The sequence below is a fragment of the Streptomyces sp. NPDC034086 genome (assembly GCF_055575515.1).
Map to the genome: position 1 here is coordinate 139,237 of NZ_JBVISM010000011.1, position 15,054 is coordinate 154,290.

Below are 15,054 nucleotides of genomic sequence, written 5' to 3' on the forward strand. Positions count from 1 at the left end.
CCATGGCTGAGGCTCAGAACATTCCGGCGGGCTCCACCACCGCCGGCGCGATCGCGGTGGCCGCAGAGTCCACCGTCGCCACCCGGATGAGCGCGCCCCCGTCCTTCGACGTGGCCGACTTCCCCGTGCCGCACGGCCGCGAGGAGGAGTGGCGGTTCACCCCGCTCGCCCGCCTCAAGGGCCTGCACGACGGCACCGCGGTCGCCAACGGCACCATGAAGGCCCAGATCGACGCCCCCGAGGGCGTGACGGTCGAGTCCGTCGAGCGCGGTGACGAGCGGATCGGCAAGGCCGGCGCCCCCGTCGACCGCGTCTCCGCGCAGGCCTTCTCCTCGTTCGCCAAGGCCACGGTCGTCACCGTGCCCAAGGAGACCGTGCTCGCCGAGCCCATCCGGGTCGCGCTGCACGGTGAGGGCGGCACGACCTTCGGGCACACCGTCTTCGACATCAAGCCCTTCGCCGAGGCGATCATCGTGATCGACCACACCGGCGACGGCGTGCGCGCCGCCAACGTCGACATCCTCGTCGGCGACGGCGCCAAGGTGACCTTCGTGTCCGTCCAGGACTGGGACGACACGGCCGTCCACACCTCGCAGCACAACGCCCTCATCGGCCGCGACGCCAGCTTCAAGTCCGTCGTCGTGACCTTCGGCGGCGACCTGGTCCGCCTGCACCCGCGCGTCAGCTACGCCGGCCCCGGCGGCGAGGCCGAGATGCTCGGCGTGTACTTCACGGACGCCGGCCAGCACCAGGAGCACCGCCTCCTGGTCACCCACGACGCCCCGCACTGCAAGTCGAACGTGGTCTACAAGGGCGCGCTCCAGGGCCAGGACGCCCACGCCGTCTGGATCGGTGACGTGCTCATCGAGAAGACCGCCGAGGGCACCGACACCTACGAGATGAACCGGAACCTCGTCCTGACGGACGGCGCCCGCGTCGACTCGGTGCCCAACCTGGAGATCGAGACGGGCGAGATCGTCGGCGCCGGCCACGCCTCCGCGACCGGCCGCTTCGACGACGAGCAGCTCTTCTACCTCCAGGCCCGCGGCATCCCGGCCGACGAGGCCCGCCGCCTGGTCGTGCGCGGCTTCTTCGCCGAGCTCGTCCAGCAGATCGGTGTCGCGGACATCGAGGAGCGCCTGATCGCGAAGATCGAGGCCGAGCTGGCGGCGGCCGTCTGATGACGTACGTCAAGGCCTGTGCGCTGAGCGAGCTGGAGGAGAACACCCCCAAGCGGGTGGAACTCGACGGCACGCCGGTGTCCATCGTCTCCACCGAGGGGGAGGTGTTCGCGATCAACGACATCTGCTCGCACGCGAACGTCTCGCTCTCGGAGGGCGAGGTCGAGGACTGCATGATCGAGTGCTGGCTGCACGGGTCGGCCTTCGACCTGCGCACCGGCAAGCCCTCCGGTCTGCCCGCGACGCGCCCCGTCCCCGTTTACCCCGTCAAGATCGAAGGGGACGACGTGCTCGTCTCCCTCGCCCAGGAGTCCTGAGGTACCCATGGCAACGCTTGAAATCCACGACCTGCACGTCTCCGTCGAGGCCGAGAACGGCGCCCGCGAGATCCTCAAGGGCGTCGACCTCACCGTCAAGCAGGGTGAGACGCACGCCATCATGGGCCCCAACGGCTCCGGCAAGTCCACCCTGGCGTACTCGCTCGCCGGTCACCCGAAGTACACCATCACCGGTGGCACCGTGACCCTCGACGGCGAGGACGTCCTGGAGATGTCCGTCGACGAGCGCGCCCGCGCCGGCGTCTTCCTCGCCATGCAGTACCCGGTCGAGGTCCCCGGCGTCTCGGTCTCCAACTTCCTGCGCACCTCCGCCACCGCCATCCGCGGCGAGGCCCCCAAGCTGCGCACCTGGGTGAAGGAGGTCAAGTCCGCGATGGAGCAGCTCCAGATGGACCCGGCCTTCGCCGAGCGCAACGTCAACGAGGGCTTCTCCGGCGGTGAGAAGAAGCGCCACGAGATCCTCCAGCTGGAGCTCCTCAAGCCGAAGATCGCGATCCTCGACGAGACCGACTCCGGTCTGGACGTCGACGCGCTGCGCCAGGTCTCCGAGGGCGTCAACCGCGTCCGCGCGACCGGCGAGGTCGGCACGCTGCTGATCACGCACTACACGCGGATCCTCCGCTACATCAAGCCGGACTTCGTCCACGTCTTCTCGGAAGGCCGCATCGTCGAGTCCGGCGGCGCCGAACTCGCCGACAAGCTGGAGGCGGAAGGCTACGAGTCGTACAGCACGAAGGGTGGCGCGACCGCGTGACACAGCTGCCTGGCCTCCTCGACATCGAGGCGATCCGCAAGGACTTCCCCCTGCTGGATCGTGTGGTCCACGACGGGAAGAAGATCGTTTACCTGGACAACGCGGCGACTTCGCAGAAGCCGCGCCAGGTGCTCGACGCGCTGAACGAGTACTACGAGCAGCACAACGCCAACGTCCACCGCGGCGTTCACGTGCTCGCAGAGGAGGCCACGGCGCTGTACGAGGGCGCCCGCGACAAGGTCGCCGCCTTCATCAACGCGCCGAGCCGCGACGAGGTGATCTTCACCAAGAACGCCTCGGAGTCGCTCAACCTGGTCGCGAACATGCTCGGCTGGGCGGACGAGCCCTACCGGGTCGACAGCGAGACCGAGATCGCCATCACGGAGATGGAGCACCACTCCAACATCGTGCCGTGGCAGCTGCTCGCACAGCGCACGGGCGCGAAGCTGAAGTGGTTCGGCCTCACCGACGACGGCCGGCTCGACCTGTCCAACATCGAAGAGGTCATCACGGAGAAGACGAAGATCGTCTCCTTCACGCTGGTCTCCAACATCATGGGCACCGTCAACCCGGTCGAGGCGATCGTCCGGCGCGCCCAGGACGTGGGCGCGCTGGTCCTCGTCGACGCCTCCCAGGCCGCCCCGCACATGCCGCTGGACGTACAGGCGCTCGGCGCCGACTTCGTGGCCTTCACCGGCCACAAGATGTGCGGCCCGACCGGCATCGGCGTCCTCTGGGGCCGCCAGGAACTCCTGGAGGACCTGCCCCCGTTCCTCGGTGGCGGCGAGATGATCGAGACCGTGTCGATGCACGCCTCGACGTACGCCCCGGCGCCCCACAAGTTCGAGGCCGGCACGCCCCCGATCGCCCAGGCCGTCGGCCTCGGCGCGGCCGTGGACTACCTGACCTCGATCGGCATGGAGAACATCGCCGCGCACGAACACGCGATCACCGAGTACGCGGTCAGGCGCCTCCTGGAGGTGCCCGACCTGCGGATCATCGGCCCCACCACGGCCGAGGACCGCGGAGCCGCGATCTCGTTCACGCTCGGTGACATCCACCCCCACGACGTGGGCCAGGTGCTGGACGAGCAGGGCATCGCGGTCCGCGTGGGACACCACTGCGCGCGCCCCGTCTGCCTGCGGTACGGAATTCCCGCGACCACGCGAGCGTCTTTCTACCTGTACTCCTCTCCCGCCGAGGTCGACGCGCTGATCGACGGGCTGGAGCACGTACGGAACTTCTTCGGCTGACGAAGGCGACGAGGACGAGGCTGTGAAGCTGGATTCGATGTACCAGGAACTGATCCTGGACCACTACAAGCACCCGCACGGGCGCGGCCTTCGTGAAGGCGACGCCGAAGTGCACCACGTCAACCCGACGTGCGGCGACGAGATCACCCTGCGCGTGAAGTACGACGGGCAGACGCTCACCGACGTCTCCTACGAGGGCCAGGGCTGCTCCATCAGCCAGGCCAGCGCGTCCGTGCTCAACGAGCTGCTCGTCGGCAAGGAGCTCTCCGAGGCGCAGAGGATCCAGGGCGTGTTCCTGGAGCTCATGCAGTCCAAGGGCAAGCTGGAGCCGGACGAGGAGATGGAGGAGGTGCTGGAGGACGCGGTCGCGTTCGCCGGTGTCTCCAAGTATCCGGCGCGCGTGAAGTGTGCTCTGCTGAGCTGGATGGCGTGGAAGGACGCGACCGCCCAGGTGCTGGGCGACGCGGAGAGGAAGACGGCATGACCGAGAACGCGACGCCCGAGGCGTCGATCAAGCCGGCCACCGAGGAAGAGGTCCGCGAGGCCCTCTACGACGTGGTCGACCCCGAGCTGGGCATCGACGTCGTCAACCTGGGCCTGATCTACGGCATCCACATCGACGACGCGAACATCGCCACCCTCGACATGACCCTGACCTCGGCGGCCTGCCCGCTGACGGACGTCATCGAGGACCAGGCGAAGTCGGCGACGGAGGGCATCGTCAACGAGCTGCGCATCAACTGGGTCTGGATGCCCCCGTGGGGCCCGGACAAGATCACGGACGATGGGCGCGAGCAGCTGCGCGCGCTCGGCTTCAACGTCTGAGCTTCGGCGTCCGCGCTTCGGCGTCCAGACGTCTGGACGACGCCTGCGCGTGAGGGCCCCCGGCACGGTCGTGCCGGGGGTCCTTCCCGTTCCCGGGGTCGTACGGGGGCCGTCGTACGGAGCTACGGCACCCGCGGGACCGCCTGGAAGTCGAACGACGCTCCGTTGTCGGCGGTGTTCGCGTCGCCGGTACCGGTGATCGAGGCGTGGATGGTTCCGTTGCCGGTGTTCTTCACCGCGACCAGGAACGGGATCTCCTTCTTCTCCCCGGCCTTGACGGTGCCGCCCGCGCAGCGGAAGCCCGCGGCGCCGGCGGGCGCGCAGGTGAACCCGCTGAAGGTGCCGTTCTCCGGGGGCCTGCGGAGCGTCATCGGCCCCGTCGCCCAGACCTCGAGCACGACGCCCGTCGCCTCCGCGCCCTTGTTCGCGTAGCCCACCCAGTAGTTCCGGTTGGTGCCGGCGGGCGGCCTGGCCTCGCCGGTGATCGGGCCGGTCGACAGGTCCGTCTGCGCGGACTGGGGCTTGGACGGGTCGGTGGGGTCCGCGCACACCTTGTTGGACTCGGGGGTGTCCGGGTCCTCCAGCTCATAGGGGTTGATCACCGGATCCTCGTAGTGGACGGTCGCCCTGATCGTCGCGCAGTAGGCCACACCGGGTTTGATCCCCGCGGCCGAACGCGTGGCGACCCGGCCCGTCCCGGGCACCCGCCCGGGCGCCGTGCGCACGATCTTGGTGTAGCCCGGGTTGTCCTTCTCGGTGAGGGTGATCGTGTACAGGGTGTCGGGTTCGGAGTTGTCACGGAAGGTGAGATAGGCCGTCGGCGCGTCCAGCCGCAGGGTCAGCAGGGTCGGCGCTCTGACGATGGGGTCGACGGCCGCCGCCGGGGCGGTCGTCACGGCCGCCAGGCCGCATGCCATGCCGACACCGGCGGAGACGCGCAGGAACCGGCGTATGCGTTTCGCGGATGCCATCGGACTCCCCGTTTCCTCGCCGTACTGGGACGTGCCCCCGCTCGCGGCCGCCCGGCCGGGGGCGGCGCCCCCGCCCCCGGGCGCAGTCCCATTCTCCGCCGCGCCGGGGTCCGCGGCACTCCGGGCGCCCGTAGCGCGCCGTACCGCGCGCCGGGGTCCGCGGGGCGCGGCCGGAAGGTCAGGCCGTGCCGCGGACCGCTTCCAGGGCCGCCGTCACGCTCGCCCCGATGTCCGTGATCGGGTAGATCACCTCGCGCACCGTGCGGTCCCGGTCCACGACCAGCGTCAGCCGCTTGATCCGGCTCACCCCGGCCGCGCGGAACGTCGGCAGCCGCAGCGCCGTCACCAGGTCCAGTCCGGCGTCCGAGAGGAGCGGGAAGCGCAGCCGCTCCTGTTCGGCGAACTCCCGCTGCTCGTCCGGGCGCTGCGTGGAGACCCCGTGCACGGTGGCGCCGGCGGAGGTGAACTCCGCGAGCTGGTCGCGGAAGGTGCAGGATTCGAGCGTGCAGCCCTTCGCGCCCGGGATCCCGGCCCAGCCGGGCGGGTAGGACTCGGCCCGGGCGTACGCGCCGGGGAAGCAGTACAGGACGGTGAACGGGGTCTCCGCCACCGGGTCGCGGAGTTCGCCGAAACGGTCCGGCAGCAGCAGCTCCGGCAGCCGGGTGCCGCGCAGCGCGTGCACGCGTACGGCCTCCCTCGAGGCCTCCTCGGTCGTGGCCGTCATCTCTCCCTCTCCCAGGACCCAGGTGTCACCCCAGTCCTGGAGGGCCACCAGGACCGGCAGCAGGCCCCGCCCGCGCGGGGTCAGCCGGTACTCGTGCCGCACCGGGCGCTCCTGGTACGGCTCGCGCGTCAGCACCCCGGCCTCGACCAGCAGCTTCAGCCGCTCGGCGAGCACCTTGCGGGATACGCCGAGCTCGCGCTGGAGCTCGTCGAAGCGGTACAGGCCGCGCGCGGTGTCGCGCACGATCAGCAGCGTCCACCAGTCGCCCACGACGTCCAGGGCCTGGGCGATGGAGCAGTCCGCATCGCCGAGGTGCGTGCGCTGGGCCATGGGAACTCCTTTGTCCGTTGACCCAAGGCTGTCATGCTGACATAGTCCGTTCCCAAAAGGAACTCACTACGGGGATACGGGGGAACGGTGTGCTGAAGGGGTTCAAGGACATTCCGAGGGTCGTGTGGCTGCTGGCCGCGGGGATCTTCGTCAACGCCGTCGTCAGCTGCACCTTCGTCTTCGTCTTCCTCTACCTGACCGGCCCGCGCGGCCTCGGTGCCGTGCAGGCCGGCGCGCTCACCGGCCTCGGCGGCGTGGGCCTGGTGACGGGGAACTTCACCGGAGGCTGGTACGGCGACCGCTTCGGCCACCGCCGGGTGCTGCTCGCCGCCTCCGCCCTCGGCGGGCTCACCCTGACGGTCCTCCCGGCGCTGCCGACGGCGCTGCTGTACGCCGCCCTGCCGCTGGCCCAGTACGCCTCCGGCGTGGTCCGGGCGGCGAACTCCGCGCTGGTGGCCGTCGCCGTCCCCGAGGGAGCGCGCCGCCAGGCCTTCGCCCTGGTGCGGAGCGCGGCCAACGGCGGCTTCACCCTCGGCGCACCCCTCGGCGCCCTGGTCGCGGCGGGGCTCTCGTACCACTGGCTCTTCCTCGGGGAGGGCCTCGGCACCCTGCTCCTGGCCCTCTGGACCGCCCGCGTCGTCCCCGCCCGCGTCGTCCCCGCCCGCGTCGTCCCCGCCCGCGGAGCCGCCCGCAGGCCCGCCGCGGCCCCGGACGGGGGTCCGGGCCGCGGCGGGCTGTGGGCGGAACTGCGGGCCCGGCCGGCGGTCCCGGTGCTGCTCGGCGCGATCCTCGTCGCGGACGTGGTCTACCGCCAGCACTACTACACCTTCCCGGTGTTCCTCGCCGACCACGGCCTCGACGCACGCGCCTTCGGCCTGGTCATCGCCCTCAACGGGGCCGTCGTCCTGCTGCTGGAGCTGCCCGCCGCCGTCGCCCTGCGGTCCCGGCCGCCGCTGGCGGTCGTCGGGACGGGGCTGGTACTGGTCGGTGCCGGGTACGCGGCCCTGCTGCTGGGCGCCGGGGCGGCCACCGCGGTCGCCATGATGGTGCTGCTGAGCGTCGGCGAGATCCTCTACAAGAGCACCGCCACCGCGTACGTCGCCGACCAGGCGCCCCCGCACGCCGTCGGACGGTTCCAGAGCCTGTACGCCGGGGTCTCCGTCAGCGGGGTCGTCCTCGGCCCGCCGGCCGGCGGTGCCCTCTACGCGGCGGCGCCCTGGCTGCTGTGGCCGCTGTGCGCGGCGCTGGCGGCGGGGGCCGGGGCGGTGCTGCTGCGGCTGTCGGTACGGCAGCGGCGCGCGGCCGCCGGGGCGCCCGGGGAGGGCGCGCCGCCGCCCGCCGCGCGCCCGGCACCTGAGACCGGTTCGCGACCGCGGCCCGTCGCCGGTTAGGTTTCGGGCATGACTGCTACGCGTACCACCGGCGCCGTCGCCGCCGGACTTGCCACCATCGCCGCCGACGGCACCGTCCTCGACACCTGGTTCCCCGCCCCCGAGCTCTCCGCCGAGCCCGGCCCGGCCGGCACCGAGCGCCTCACCGCCGAGCGGGCCGTGGAACTCCTCGGCGCGGCCGCGGCCAAGGCCATCCGCTCGGACGCCGTCCGCGGGGTCGAGGTCGTAGCCGTCCGCACCGTCATCGCCTCCCTGGAGGACAAGCCGCTGGACGCGCACGACGCGTACCTGCGCCTGCACCTGCTGAGCCACCGCCTGGTCAAGCCGCACGGCCAGAACCTGGACGGCGTCTTCGGCCTGCTGGCCAACGTCGCCTGGACCTCCCTGGGCCCGGTCGCCGTCGACCAGGTCGAGACCGTCCGGCTGAACGCGCGCGCCGAGGGCCTGCACCTCCAGGTCACCTCGATCGACAAGTTCCCCCGCATGACCGACTACGTCGCCCCCAAGGGCGTGCGCATCGCCGACGCGGACCGCGTCCGCCTCGGCGCGCACCTCGCCGAGGGCACCACCGTCATGCACGAGGGCTTCGTCAACTTCAACGCCGGCACCCTGGGCACCTCCATGGTCGAGGGCCGCATCTCGGCGGGCGTCGTGGTCGGCGACGGCTCCGACATCGGCGGCGGCGCGTCCACGATGGGCACCCTCTCGGGCGGCGGCAAGCAGATCATCTCGATCGGCGAGCGCACCCTGGTCGGCGCCGAGGCGGGCATCGGCATCGCGCTGGGCGACGAGTGCGTCGTCGAGGCCGGCCTCTACGTCACCGCGGGCACCCGCGTGACCCTGCCGGACGGCCAGATCGTCAAGGCCCTGGAGCTCTCCGGCGCCGACAACATCCTCTTCCGCCGCAACTCGGTCACCGGCGCCGTCGAGGCCCGCCCGTACAAGGCGAACTGGGGCGGCCTCAACGAGGTCCTGCACAGCCACAACTGACGCCGGTCCGGCGGCGCCTGCCGTCCGTCACGACGAGTGCCCTCCCGCGGGACGCGGGAGGGCACTCGTCGTCGGTACGGGGGAAGGCTTCGGGCGGAGGCCCGTCAGGTCGGGGTGATCGTGCGGATCAGGCCTGCGAAGGCCTGCTCCTCCGCCTCGGTCAGCTGCACCGACTCCATCGGGTGCGTGTCCGCGCGGCGCTGGGCCGGGATCACCGGCAGGCCCTCGTGGGCGGCCGGCTCGGGGTGGCGGAAGCGGCTGCCCCGCAGCATGTGGCCGAGGCCGAAGACCCAGACGAGGGCGGCCACGGCGAGGACGGCGAGGCCGAGTTCCTGGACGAGCGGGACGGAGGGGAACACGAGCGGTCCTCCCGGAGTGCGGGGTACAAGGAGGGCAAGTTCGGGCGTGGGGACACTCAACACCACAACCGGAAGATTTTGGCCCCGGTGTGTCCAGCGTCACGCCAGAGCCGAAGGTCCCGACCGCCGACCGCCGACCGCCGACCGCCGCCCTGCGCGCGGACCGGCGGGCCACCGCCCCGCCGGTCCGCGCGGATCCGTACCGCCCCCACCGGGGTCCGGCCGCCGGGAGGGCGGCCGGACCCCGGGGCGCGGGTTACGGGCGGAAGCGCAGGACCTGCGGGTCGTGGTCGCTGTTCTGCGCGGCGAACTCGGCGTTGATGTGCACGCTGTCGTAGCTGAAGTTCTTGATCGACGGGCTCGTCAGGATCTGGTCCAGCACCTGCGCGTTGCCCTGGAAGACGTAGGAGTATCGTTCCGCCTTCGGCAGCGACTTGACGGCCGAGTAGAGCGCGCCGCCGTCCTCCAGCGCCTGCGTCGTCGCGGAGAACTCGAAGTCGTTGATGTCGCCGAGGGCGAGCACGGACGCGTTCTTGTCGACGGCCAGCAGCTGCTTCACGAAGCCGTTCACGGCCTGCGCCTGGAGGAGCCGCTTCTCCTCCGACTTGCGCACCGGCGGCTGGTGGTGCGAGGTCAGGGCCTCGTCGCCGCCCTTGGAGCCGAAGTGGTTGGCGATCACGAAGACCGTGCGGCCGCGGAAGAGGAACTCGCCGGCCAGCGGCTTGCGGCTGTCGGCCCACGCCGGGTTCGCCGGGTCGATCCGGCCGGGGGAGTGGGTCAGGGCGGCCTTGCCCCGCTCCGTGGTCACGCCGGTCGCCGTCGCCGCGTCGCCGGCGGCGCGGTCGGTGAAGGAGACCCGCTCCGGGTTGAACAGGAACACCTGGCGGATGTTGCCGCCGGGCTCGCCGCCGTCCTTGTTGTTCTCCGGGGCGACGGAGCGCCACTGGTACGCCGGGCCGCCCGCCGCCTTGACCGCCTCGGTGAACTTCGTCAGCGTCTGCTCGGCGGAGACGGTGCCGTCGTTCTTCGCGCCGTTGTCGTCCTGGATCTCCTCCAGGGCCACGATGTCGGGCGAGGCCAGGTTGGTCACGACCGCCTTGGCGAGGTTGTCGAACTTCTCCTGCGGGTCGGTCGGGTCGAGGTTCTCCACGTTGTACGTGGCCACCGCGAGCTCGCCGGGCGACTGGGCCTTGGTCTTCTCGGGCGCCAGGGTGCCGGCCTTCACCGTGCCGAGGGTGCGCGCCACCAGCGTGTAGCCGCCGAACTGGTTGAAGTCGAGGGGACCCTCGGTGGTGCCGGTCAGCCGGTCGCCGACGTTGGCCACCGGGAAGGGCTGCTGCGCGAGCGGCGCGAGCTGCTGGATCTGGAGGCGGCCGGTGTTCTGGGACTCGTACGAGCCGTAGACGGTCCCGCCGCGCTTGGCGGCGTTCTCCCAGCCCTTCACCGTCACCCACAGCTCGGCGTGCGGATCGGTGGCGCCGACCACGCGCGAGGTGCCGATGCGGACGTTCATGCCCTCGAGGGACTCGTAGTGGTCCAGGGCGTAGCGGGACGGCTCCAGGGTCAGGCCGTTGACGCTGCCGCCGGCGGCCGGGTCGCCCGCCGGGGCGTACTCCGCGGGGACGGTGTACTCGGTGATCGCGGTGGCGGCGGGCAGCGCGTTGCCCGAGGAGACGACCGTCACCGCGGGCTTGCCGATCTGGGTGACGGACTGGTTGCCGGAGTTCGCGCCGCCGGGGACGTACTCGCTGACCGTGCCGGACACCTTGACGGCGTCGCCGACGGAGACGGACGGGACGGAGCCGGTGAAGACGAAGACGCCCTCACTGGTGGCCGGGTCGTCGTCGGCGTCCGGGTCCTGGATCCAGAAGCCGCGCGAACCGTAGGTGCGCACGCCCGTGACGACGCCCTCGACGTCGGCGACCTGCTTGCCGTTGAAGGGGGAGATCCGGGTCGTGCCCTGGATGTCGTGGATGCGTATCGGATCGGCGGACACGGCGCCTTCGGCCGCGTCGGCCGTGCCCACGAGCAGGCCGGTGGCCAGGGCGGTGGCCACGAGGGCGGCGACGGCGGCGGAACGGGGATGCGAGGAGCGCATGGGCGGGAACTCCGGTGTGTGGAGGAGGGGGGTGCGGGCTCTTGACGGCCCATGTACATCTACGCGCGTCAATTTCCTGGGTGACCAGGGACGTTGTCAAGGCCTCCAGGGGATACGGAGGCTGACTGTGGGATGAACCGAAGGTGATGGCCGCCGGGCCTGCCCCGATTGCGTCTACGCTGGGTCGCCGCAACGGGCCTGACGGCCCGTCCGCATGTGTTTTCAGCCACATGTCCGGATGGCTCCCGCCATCCGGACGGCGCCACCCGTCCGTACCACCGCCCGCCCCCGTCCCGCCGCACCGCCCGCCCATCGTCCGCCCGCCGTTGAGCCGCCCCACCGCCCCGCGCGTCCCGTCCGAGGAGAACCACCCCATGTCCGCAGAGCCGCACCCCACGCTGCCGCCGGTACGGCTGCACTCCGATGCGGAGCTGGCCCGCGACGCCCTCGTCGCCCCGCTGTTCGCCCGCGCCGTCCGCCTCGCCCGCTGGGCCGGACCCGACACCCGCGTGGACGTCGGCGGCGAGCTCGCCCCCGACCAGCTGCCCGAGGCCGTCGAGGTGCTCGGCCTCGACGCCGCCGACGAGGACTCCGCGGTGTACGCGAGCCAGGCCTGGCGGGTGGCCGTCGACACCGGCCTCGTCGACGTGACCGAGCCCGAGGAGGACAGCGGCGACGGCGCCGAGGCCGGCGAGCCCGAGTACGGCACCGCCACCCCAGGCGAGGACCTCGCCCTGCTGGCCGGCGGCGCGCCCGGCGACGTACTCGACCTGTGGCTGGCCGCCCTGGACACCGTCCTCGCGGACGCGGCCGTACCCGACCTGGACGACCTCGTCGACGCACTCGACGCGGGCGGCGAGATCGACTTCGACCGCCTCGACTGGAACCCCCAGCGCGAAGCGGACTTCCTCGACGGAGTGCTCGCCAACCTCTACCTGCTCACCGTCACCGAAGGCGGGGCGGGCGACGGCCCGGTGCCGCTGCCGGTGCTCGCCGCGTCGATGATCGTGCCGGACGAGATGGGCGACCCGACCGACGCCGTGCTGGAACAGGTGTCGGACGCGATGATGCGCCTCGACGACCAGTTCCGTCAGCTGGAACCCATCGGGCTCGTCGAGTACCGGCCCGTGGACGAGGCCCTGCTGGCCGAGGCGGACGAACTGGGCGACACCGCCGCCGGAGGACCGGGGGAGGAGGACGACGAGGACGTCTCCCGGTACGGGATGGTACGGCTGACCCCGCTCGGCCTGTACGGCGTCCGCGCCCGGATGCTCGAGGCCGGGGTCGAGGCCCCCGCCGTCGGGGAACTGGCCGACAAGGGCGCCGACGCGCTGCTCGACGCCGTCTCCTTCTACCCGGAGGAGGCGGCCCAGGCCGAGATCGAGCAGTGGCTGGCCGGGCGCGCACTGCCGGACGCCGTCGCCGAACTGCTGGCCGCCGCCCGCGGTGACGACGAGGGCGCCCCGCTGCGGCGGCTGCGCTGCCAGCAGGCGCTCGCGCCGGCCGGGCCGGAGGCCGAGCCGGCGGTCCGCGCCGTCCTGGACGACCGGGAGCTGGGCGGGCTCGCCCGGGTCTGGCTCGCCGAGCACGGGGCGGCCGGCGTACCGGCGCCCGACGGGGAGATGGTGTTCTGGCTGACGGTGGACACGATCGCCGCGCAGCTCGCCGCCGACGGGGAGACCGGGGAGCTGCCGCTGCTCATGCGGAGCCTGACGGAGCACCACACCGGCTTCTTCGAGCAGGCGTGGCGGGTGGAGCACCCCGCCACCGCGTACGTCCTGGAGGCGATGGGCCGGCTCCACCCGGACAAGAAGGCCGCGAAGGAGGCGCGCAAGGCCGCGTTCAAGGCCCGCTCCCGGCAGCCCTGACCGCGGGGGACGCCCGCCGCCGGACACGGCGGGCGTCCGGACGGCGTCGCGGCGAGGGGCGGTGCGGGCGCGGCCGGGCGGGTGCGGTGCGGGTGCGGTGGGGGCGCGACCGGGATGCGATGCGGGCGCGGCCGGGCGGGTGCGGTGCGGGTGCGGTGGGGGCGCGACCGGGATGCGATGCGGGCGCGGCCGGGCGGGGGACCTCGCGCGCGGGTGTCCGGTGGGGTGTCCCCTGTCCGCCTGTCCGTCGGGGGTGGACAACAGGCCGATTCCGGGGCCGGAGCTCGCCATTCCGCCGACGGGCAAGGGCTCGGTCCGCATTCGCGGGTAGTTCAGCCGCCGTTCACGTACGGGCGGGAGCGTGTGCGCCTGCGACCGTACGTCAGGCGCACCACCTCCCCACCCCTGGAGACCCGATGCCCCTCAGCCGCAGAGACTTCACCGCCCGCACCGCACTCGCCGGTGCGGGCGTCGCGCTCACCGGGACGGTCGGCGCCCTCGCCACCGCCCCCGGGGCCCTGGCCGCCGACGACCCCCGGCCCGACGGGCCCGACGCCCCCGACGCGCACGGCCGCCCGCACGCCCCCGGCTACGGACCGCTCGTCGCCGACCCCGCCGGGCTGCTGGCCCTGCCCGCCGGTTTCGGCTACCGCGTGATCACCCGCACCGGCGTCACCACCCTCGACTCCGGCGAGAGCACCCCGTCCCACCACGACGGGACCGCCGCCTTCGAGGGGCACCGCGGAGTCACCCTGCTCGTCAACAACCACGAACTGAAGGGCCCGCGCAGCCGCTGGACGCACCCCGTACCGCTCGCCGAGGGCCTCGTCTACGACCCGGCCGCGTCCGGCGGCTGCACCGTCGTGGAGGTCCGGCGCGGCGGCGAGGTCGCCGAATGGGTGGGCATCGCCGGTACGTCGACCAACTGCGCCGGCGGCGCCACCCCCTGGGGCACCTGGCTCACCTGCGAGGAGACCGAGGACCTGGCCGGGAAGAACGGCATGACCAAGGACCACGGCTACGTCTTCGAGGTCGACCCGCACGACCGCCGGGCCAACCGCGACCCGCGGCCCGTCAAGGCGTTCGGCCGGTACGCGCACGAGGCCGTCGTCATCGACCCGCGCCAGGGTCACGCGTACCTGACCGAGGACGCCTCGGGCCCCAACGGGCTCCTCTACCGCTGGACTCCGCCCCACGGTTTCCGGCACGGGCGCGGCAGGCTGCGCACCCTCGCCGACGACGCCGGAGTGCTCGCCGCCGCCAAGTGCTTCGACAGCCACGGCCGGTTCGTGGACGACCTCTCGCGCGCCACGAAGACGGGCACCGTGTACGGGGTGGACTGGGTGGAGGTGCCCGACCGCGACGCGCGCGGCGTTGCGGTGCGCAAGCAGTTCGCGGCCGGCGCCGTCACCAGGGGACGCAAGCTGGAGGGGATGTGGTGGGCCGACGGGGGCGCCTACTTCGTCTCCTCCTACGCGCGTGAGGAGAGCCCGGGCGCCGCGCACGACGGCCAGGTGTGGTTCTACGACCCCAAGCGGCGCACGGTCCGGCTCGTCGTCCTGATCGGCGTCAACCGGGACCCGTCCGCCGAGGGCGGCCTCGACGGTCCCGACAACATCACCGTGTCGCCGTACGGGGGCCTGGTCATCGCCGAGGACGGTGAGGGCCGCCAACACCTGCTCGGCGCCACGGAGTCGGGCCGCGTCTACCCGCTGGCGCGCAACGAGCTCAACATCGGGACGGCCGAGGAGCCGGAGTACTCGGAATTCGCCGGGGTCTGCTTCTCCCCGGACGGGCGCACCCTGTACGCCAGCATCCAGGACCCGGGCATCATGGTGGCCATCACCGGCCCCTGGCGGCGCTCCCCGCGCTGACGCGGACGCCTGGCGGACGCGCCCCGGCCGCAGCGGCGCTGCCGTAGGGGCGCTGCCGTAGGGGCAGGACGGCGTCCCGGGGCACCCCTGTGCCCCGG

Annotated in this window: 14 protein-coding genes; 10 read left to right on the forward strand and 4 right to left on the reverse strand. The window is 72.5% G+C overall.

Features of this window, described 5'->3' with window-relative positions; all coding sequences use genetic code 11:
• The first annotated feature begins 2 nt into the window (after positions 1 to 2).
• From sufD to ACZ514_RS23645, 6 genes are read left to right on the forward strand one after another with little or no spacing between them, the layout of a single operon-like run.
• Positions 3 to 1,181 carry a Fe-S cluster assembly protein SufD gene (gene sufD / locus ACZ514_RS23620; protein WP_468167185.1) on the forward strand — a complete coding sequence of 393 codons (1,179 nt, stop codon included), beginning with the start codon at positions 3 to 5 and terminating at the stop codon, positions 1,179 to 1,181.
• Positions 1,181 to 1,498 carry a bifunctional 3-phenylpropionate/cinnamic acid dioxygenase ferredoxin subunit gene (locus ACZ514_RS23625; RefSeq protein WP_427716286.1) on the forward strand — a complete coding sequence of 106 codons (318 nt, stop codon included), beginning with the start codon at positions 1,181 to 1,183 and terminating at the stop codon, positions 1,496 to 1,498. Before sufD ends, ACZ514_RS23625 begins: the two co-directional genes overlap by 1 nt.
• 7 nt (positions 1,499 to 1,505) lie before the next feature.
• Entirely contained in the window at positions 1,506 to 2,273 is a 768-nt protein-coding gene (gene sufC, locus ACZ514_RS23630; protein WP_007263436.1) for a Fe-S cluster assembly ATPase SufC, read from the forward strand.
• On the forward strand, positions 2,270 to 3,526 hold the full coding sequence (locus tag ACZ514_RS23635; RefSeq protein WP_468167187.1) for a cysteine desulfurase: 1,257 nt from the start codon (positions 2,270 to 2,272) through the stop codon (positions 3,524 to 3,526). Before sufC ends, ACZ514_RS23635 begins: the two co-directional genes overlap by 4 nt.
• 22 nt (positions 3,527 to 3,548) lie before the next feature.
• Complete coding sequence (gene sufU, locus ACZ514_RS23640; RefSeq protein WP_468167189.1) at positions 3,549 to 4,010, forward strand: Fe-S cluster assembly sulfur transfer protein SufU; 462 nt, start codon at positions 3,549 to 3,551, stop codon at positions 4,008 to 4,010.
• Complete coding sequence (locus ACZ514_RS23645; RefSeq protein WP_007263433.1) at positions 4,007 to 4,351, forward strand: metal-sulfur cluster assembly factor; 345 nt, start codon at positions 4,007 to 4,009, stop codon at positions 4,349 to 4,351. The genes sufU and ACZ514_RS23645 overlap by 4 nt, the downstream gene beginning before the upstream one ends.
• Positions 4,352 to 4,473: 122 nt before the next feature.
• Here the strand turns inward: ACZ514_RS23645 and ACZ514_RS23650 are convergent, their stop codons facing one another.
• A complete protein-coding gene (locus tag ACZ514_RS23650; RefSeq protein ID WP_468167191.1) occupies positions 4,474 to 5,322 on the reverse strand; it encodes a hypothetical protein in 849 nt (282 codons plus the stop codon).
• A 178-nt stretch (positions 5,323 to 5,500) separates the two neighbouring features.
• Positions 5,501 to 6,376, reverse strand: coding sequence for a winged helix-turn-helix transcriptional regulator (locus tag ACZ514_RS23655; RefSeq protein ID WP_468167193.1), 876 nt, complete (start codon positions 6,374 to 6,376; stop codon positions 5,501 to 5,503).
• A gap of 92 nt (positions 6,377 to 6,468) precedes the next feature.
• Here ACZ514_RS23655 and ACZ514_RS23660 point away from each other — a divergent pair, with 92 nt between their 5' ends.
• Together ACZ514_RS23660 and dapD are read left to right on the forward strand one after the other, a co-directional pair.
• On the forward strand, positions 6,469 to 7,767 hold the full coding sequence (locus ACZ514_RS23660) for an MFS transporter (RefSeq protein WP_469125623.1): 1,299 nt from the start codon (positions 6,469 to 6,471) through the stop codon (positions 7,765 to 7,767).
• A 9-nt stretch (positions 7,768 to 7,776) separates the two neighbouring features.
• Positions 7,777 to 8,757 (forward strand): 2,3,4,5-tetrahydropyridine-2,6-dicarboxylate N-succinyltransferase, encoded by a 981-nt coding sequence (dapD, locus tag ACZ514_RS23665; protein ID WP_468697599.1) that lies wholly within the window; start codon positions 7,777 to 7,779, stop codon positions 8,755 to 8,757.
• A gap of 104 nt (positions 8,758 to 8,861) precedes the next feature.
• Here dapD and ACZ514_RS23670 read toward each other — a convergent pair whose 3' ends face one another.
• Both ACZ514_RS23670 and ACZ514_RS23675 read right to left on the reverse strand, forming a co-directional pair.
• Positions 8,862 to 9,116: a hypothetical protein gene (locus ACZ514_RS23670; protein WP_469125579.1), complete on the reverse strand. Its 255-nt coding sequence runs from the start codon at positions 9,114 to 9,116 to the stop codon at positions 8,862 to 8,864.
• A 256-nt stretch (positions 9,117 to 9,372) separates the two neighbouring features.
• Complete coding sequence (locus tag ACZ514_RS23675) at positions 9,373 to 11,214, reverse strand: endonuclease/exonuclease/phosphatase family protein (protein WP_468697596.1); 1,842 nt, start codon at positions 11,212 to 11,214, stop codon at positions 9,373 to 9,375.
• 374 nt (positions 11,215 to 11,588) lie between these two features.
• Here ACZ514_RS23675 and ACZ514_RS23680 point away from each other — a divergent pair, with 374 nt between their 5' ends.
• Together ACZ514_RS23680 and ACZ514_RS23685 are read left to right on the forward strand one after the other, a co-directional pair.
• The gene (locus tag ACZ514_RS23680) at positions 11,589 to 13,082 is read left to right on the forward strand and encodes a hypothetical protein (protein WP_469125580.1); all 1,494 of its coding nucleotides are present in this window, start codon (positions 11,589 to 11,591) and stop codon (positions 13,080 to 13,082) included.
• Positions 13,083 to 13,498: 416 nt separating this feature from the next.
• The gene (locus tag ACZ514_RS23685; RefSeq protein ID WP_468697591.1) at positions 13,499 to 14,956 is read left to right on the forward strand and encodes an alkaline phosphatase PhoX; all 1,458 of its coding nucleotides are present in this window, start codon (positions 13,499 to 13,501) and stop codon (positions 14,954 to 14,956) included.
• Positions 14,957 to 15,054: the final 98 nt, after the last annotated feature.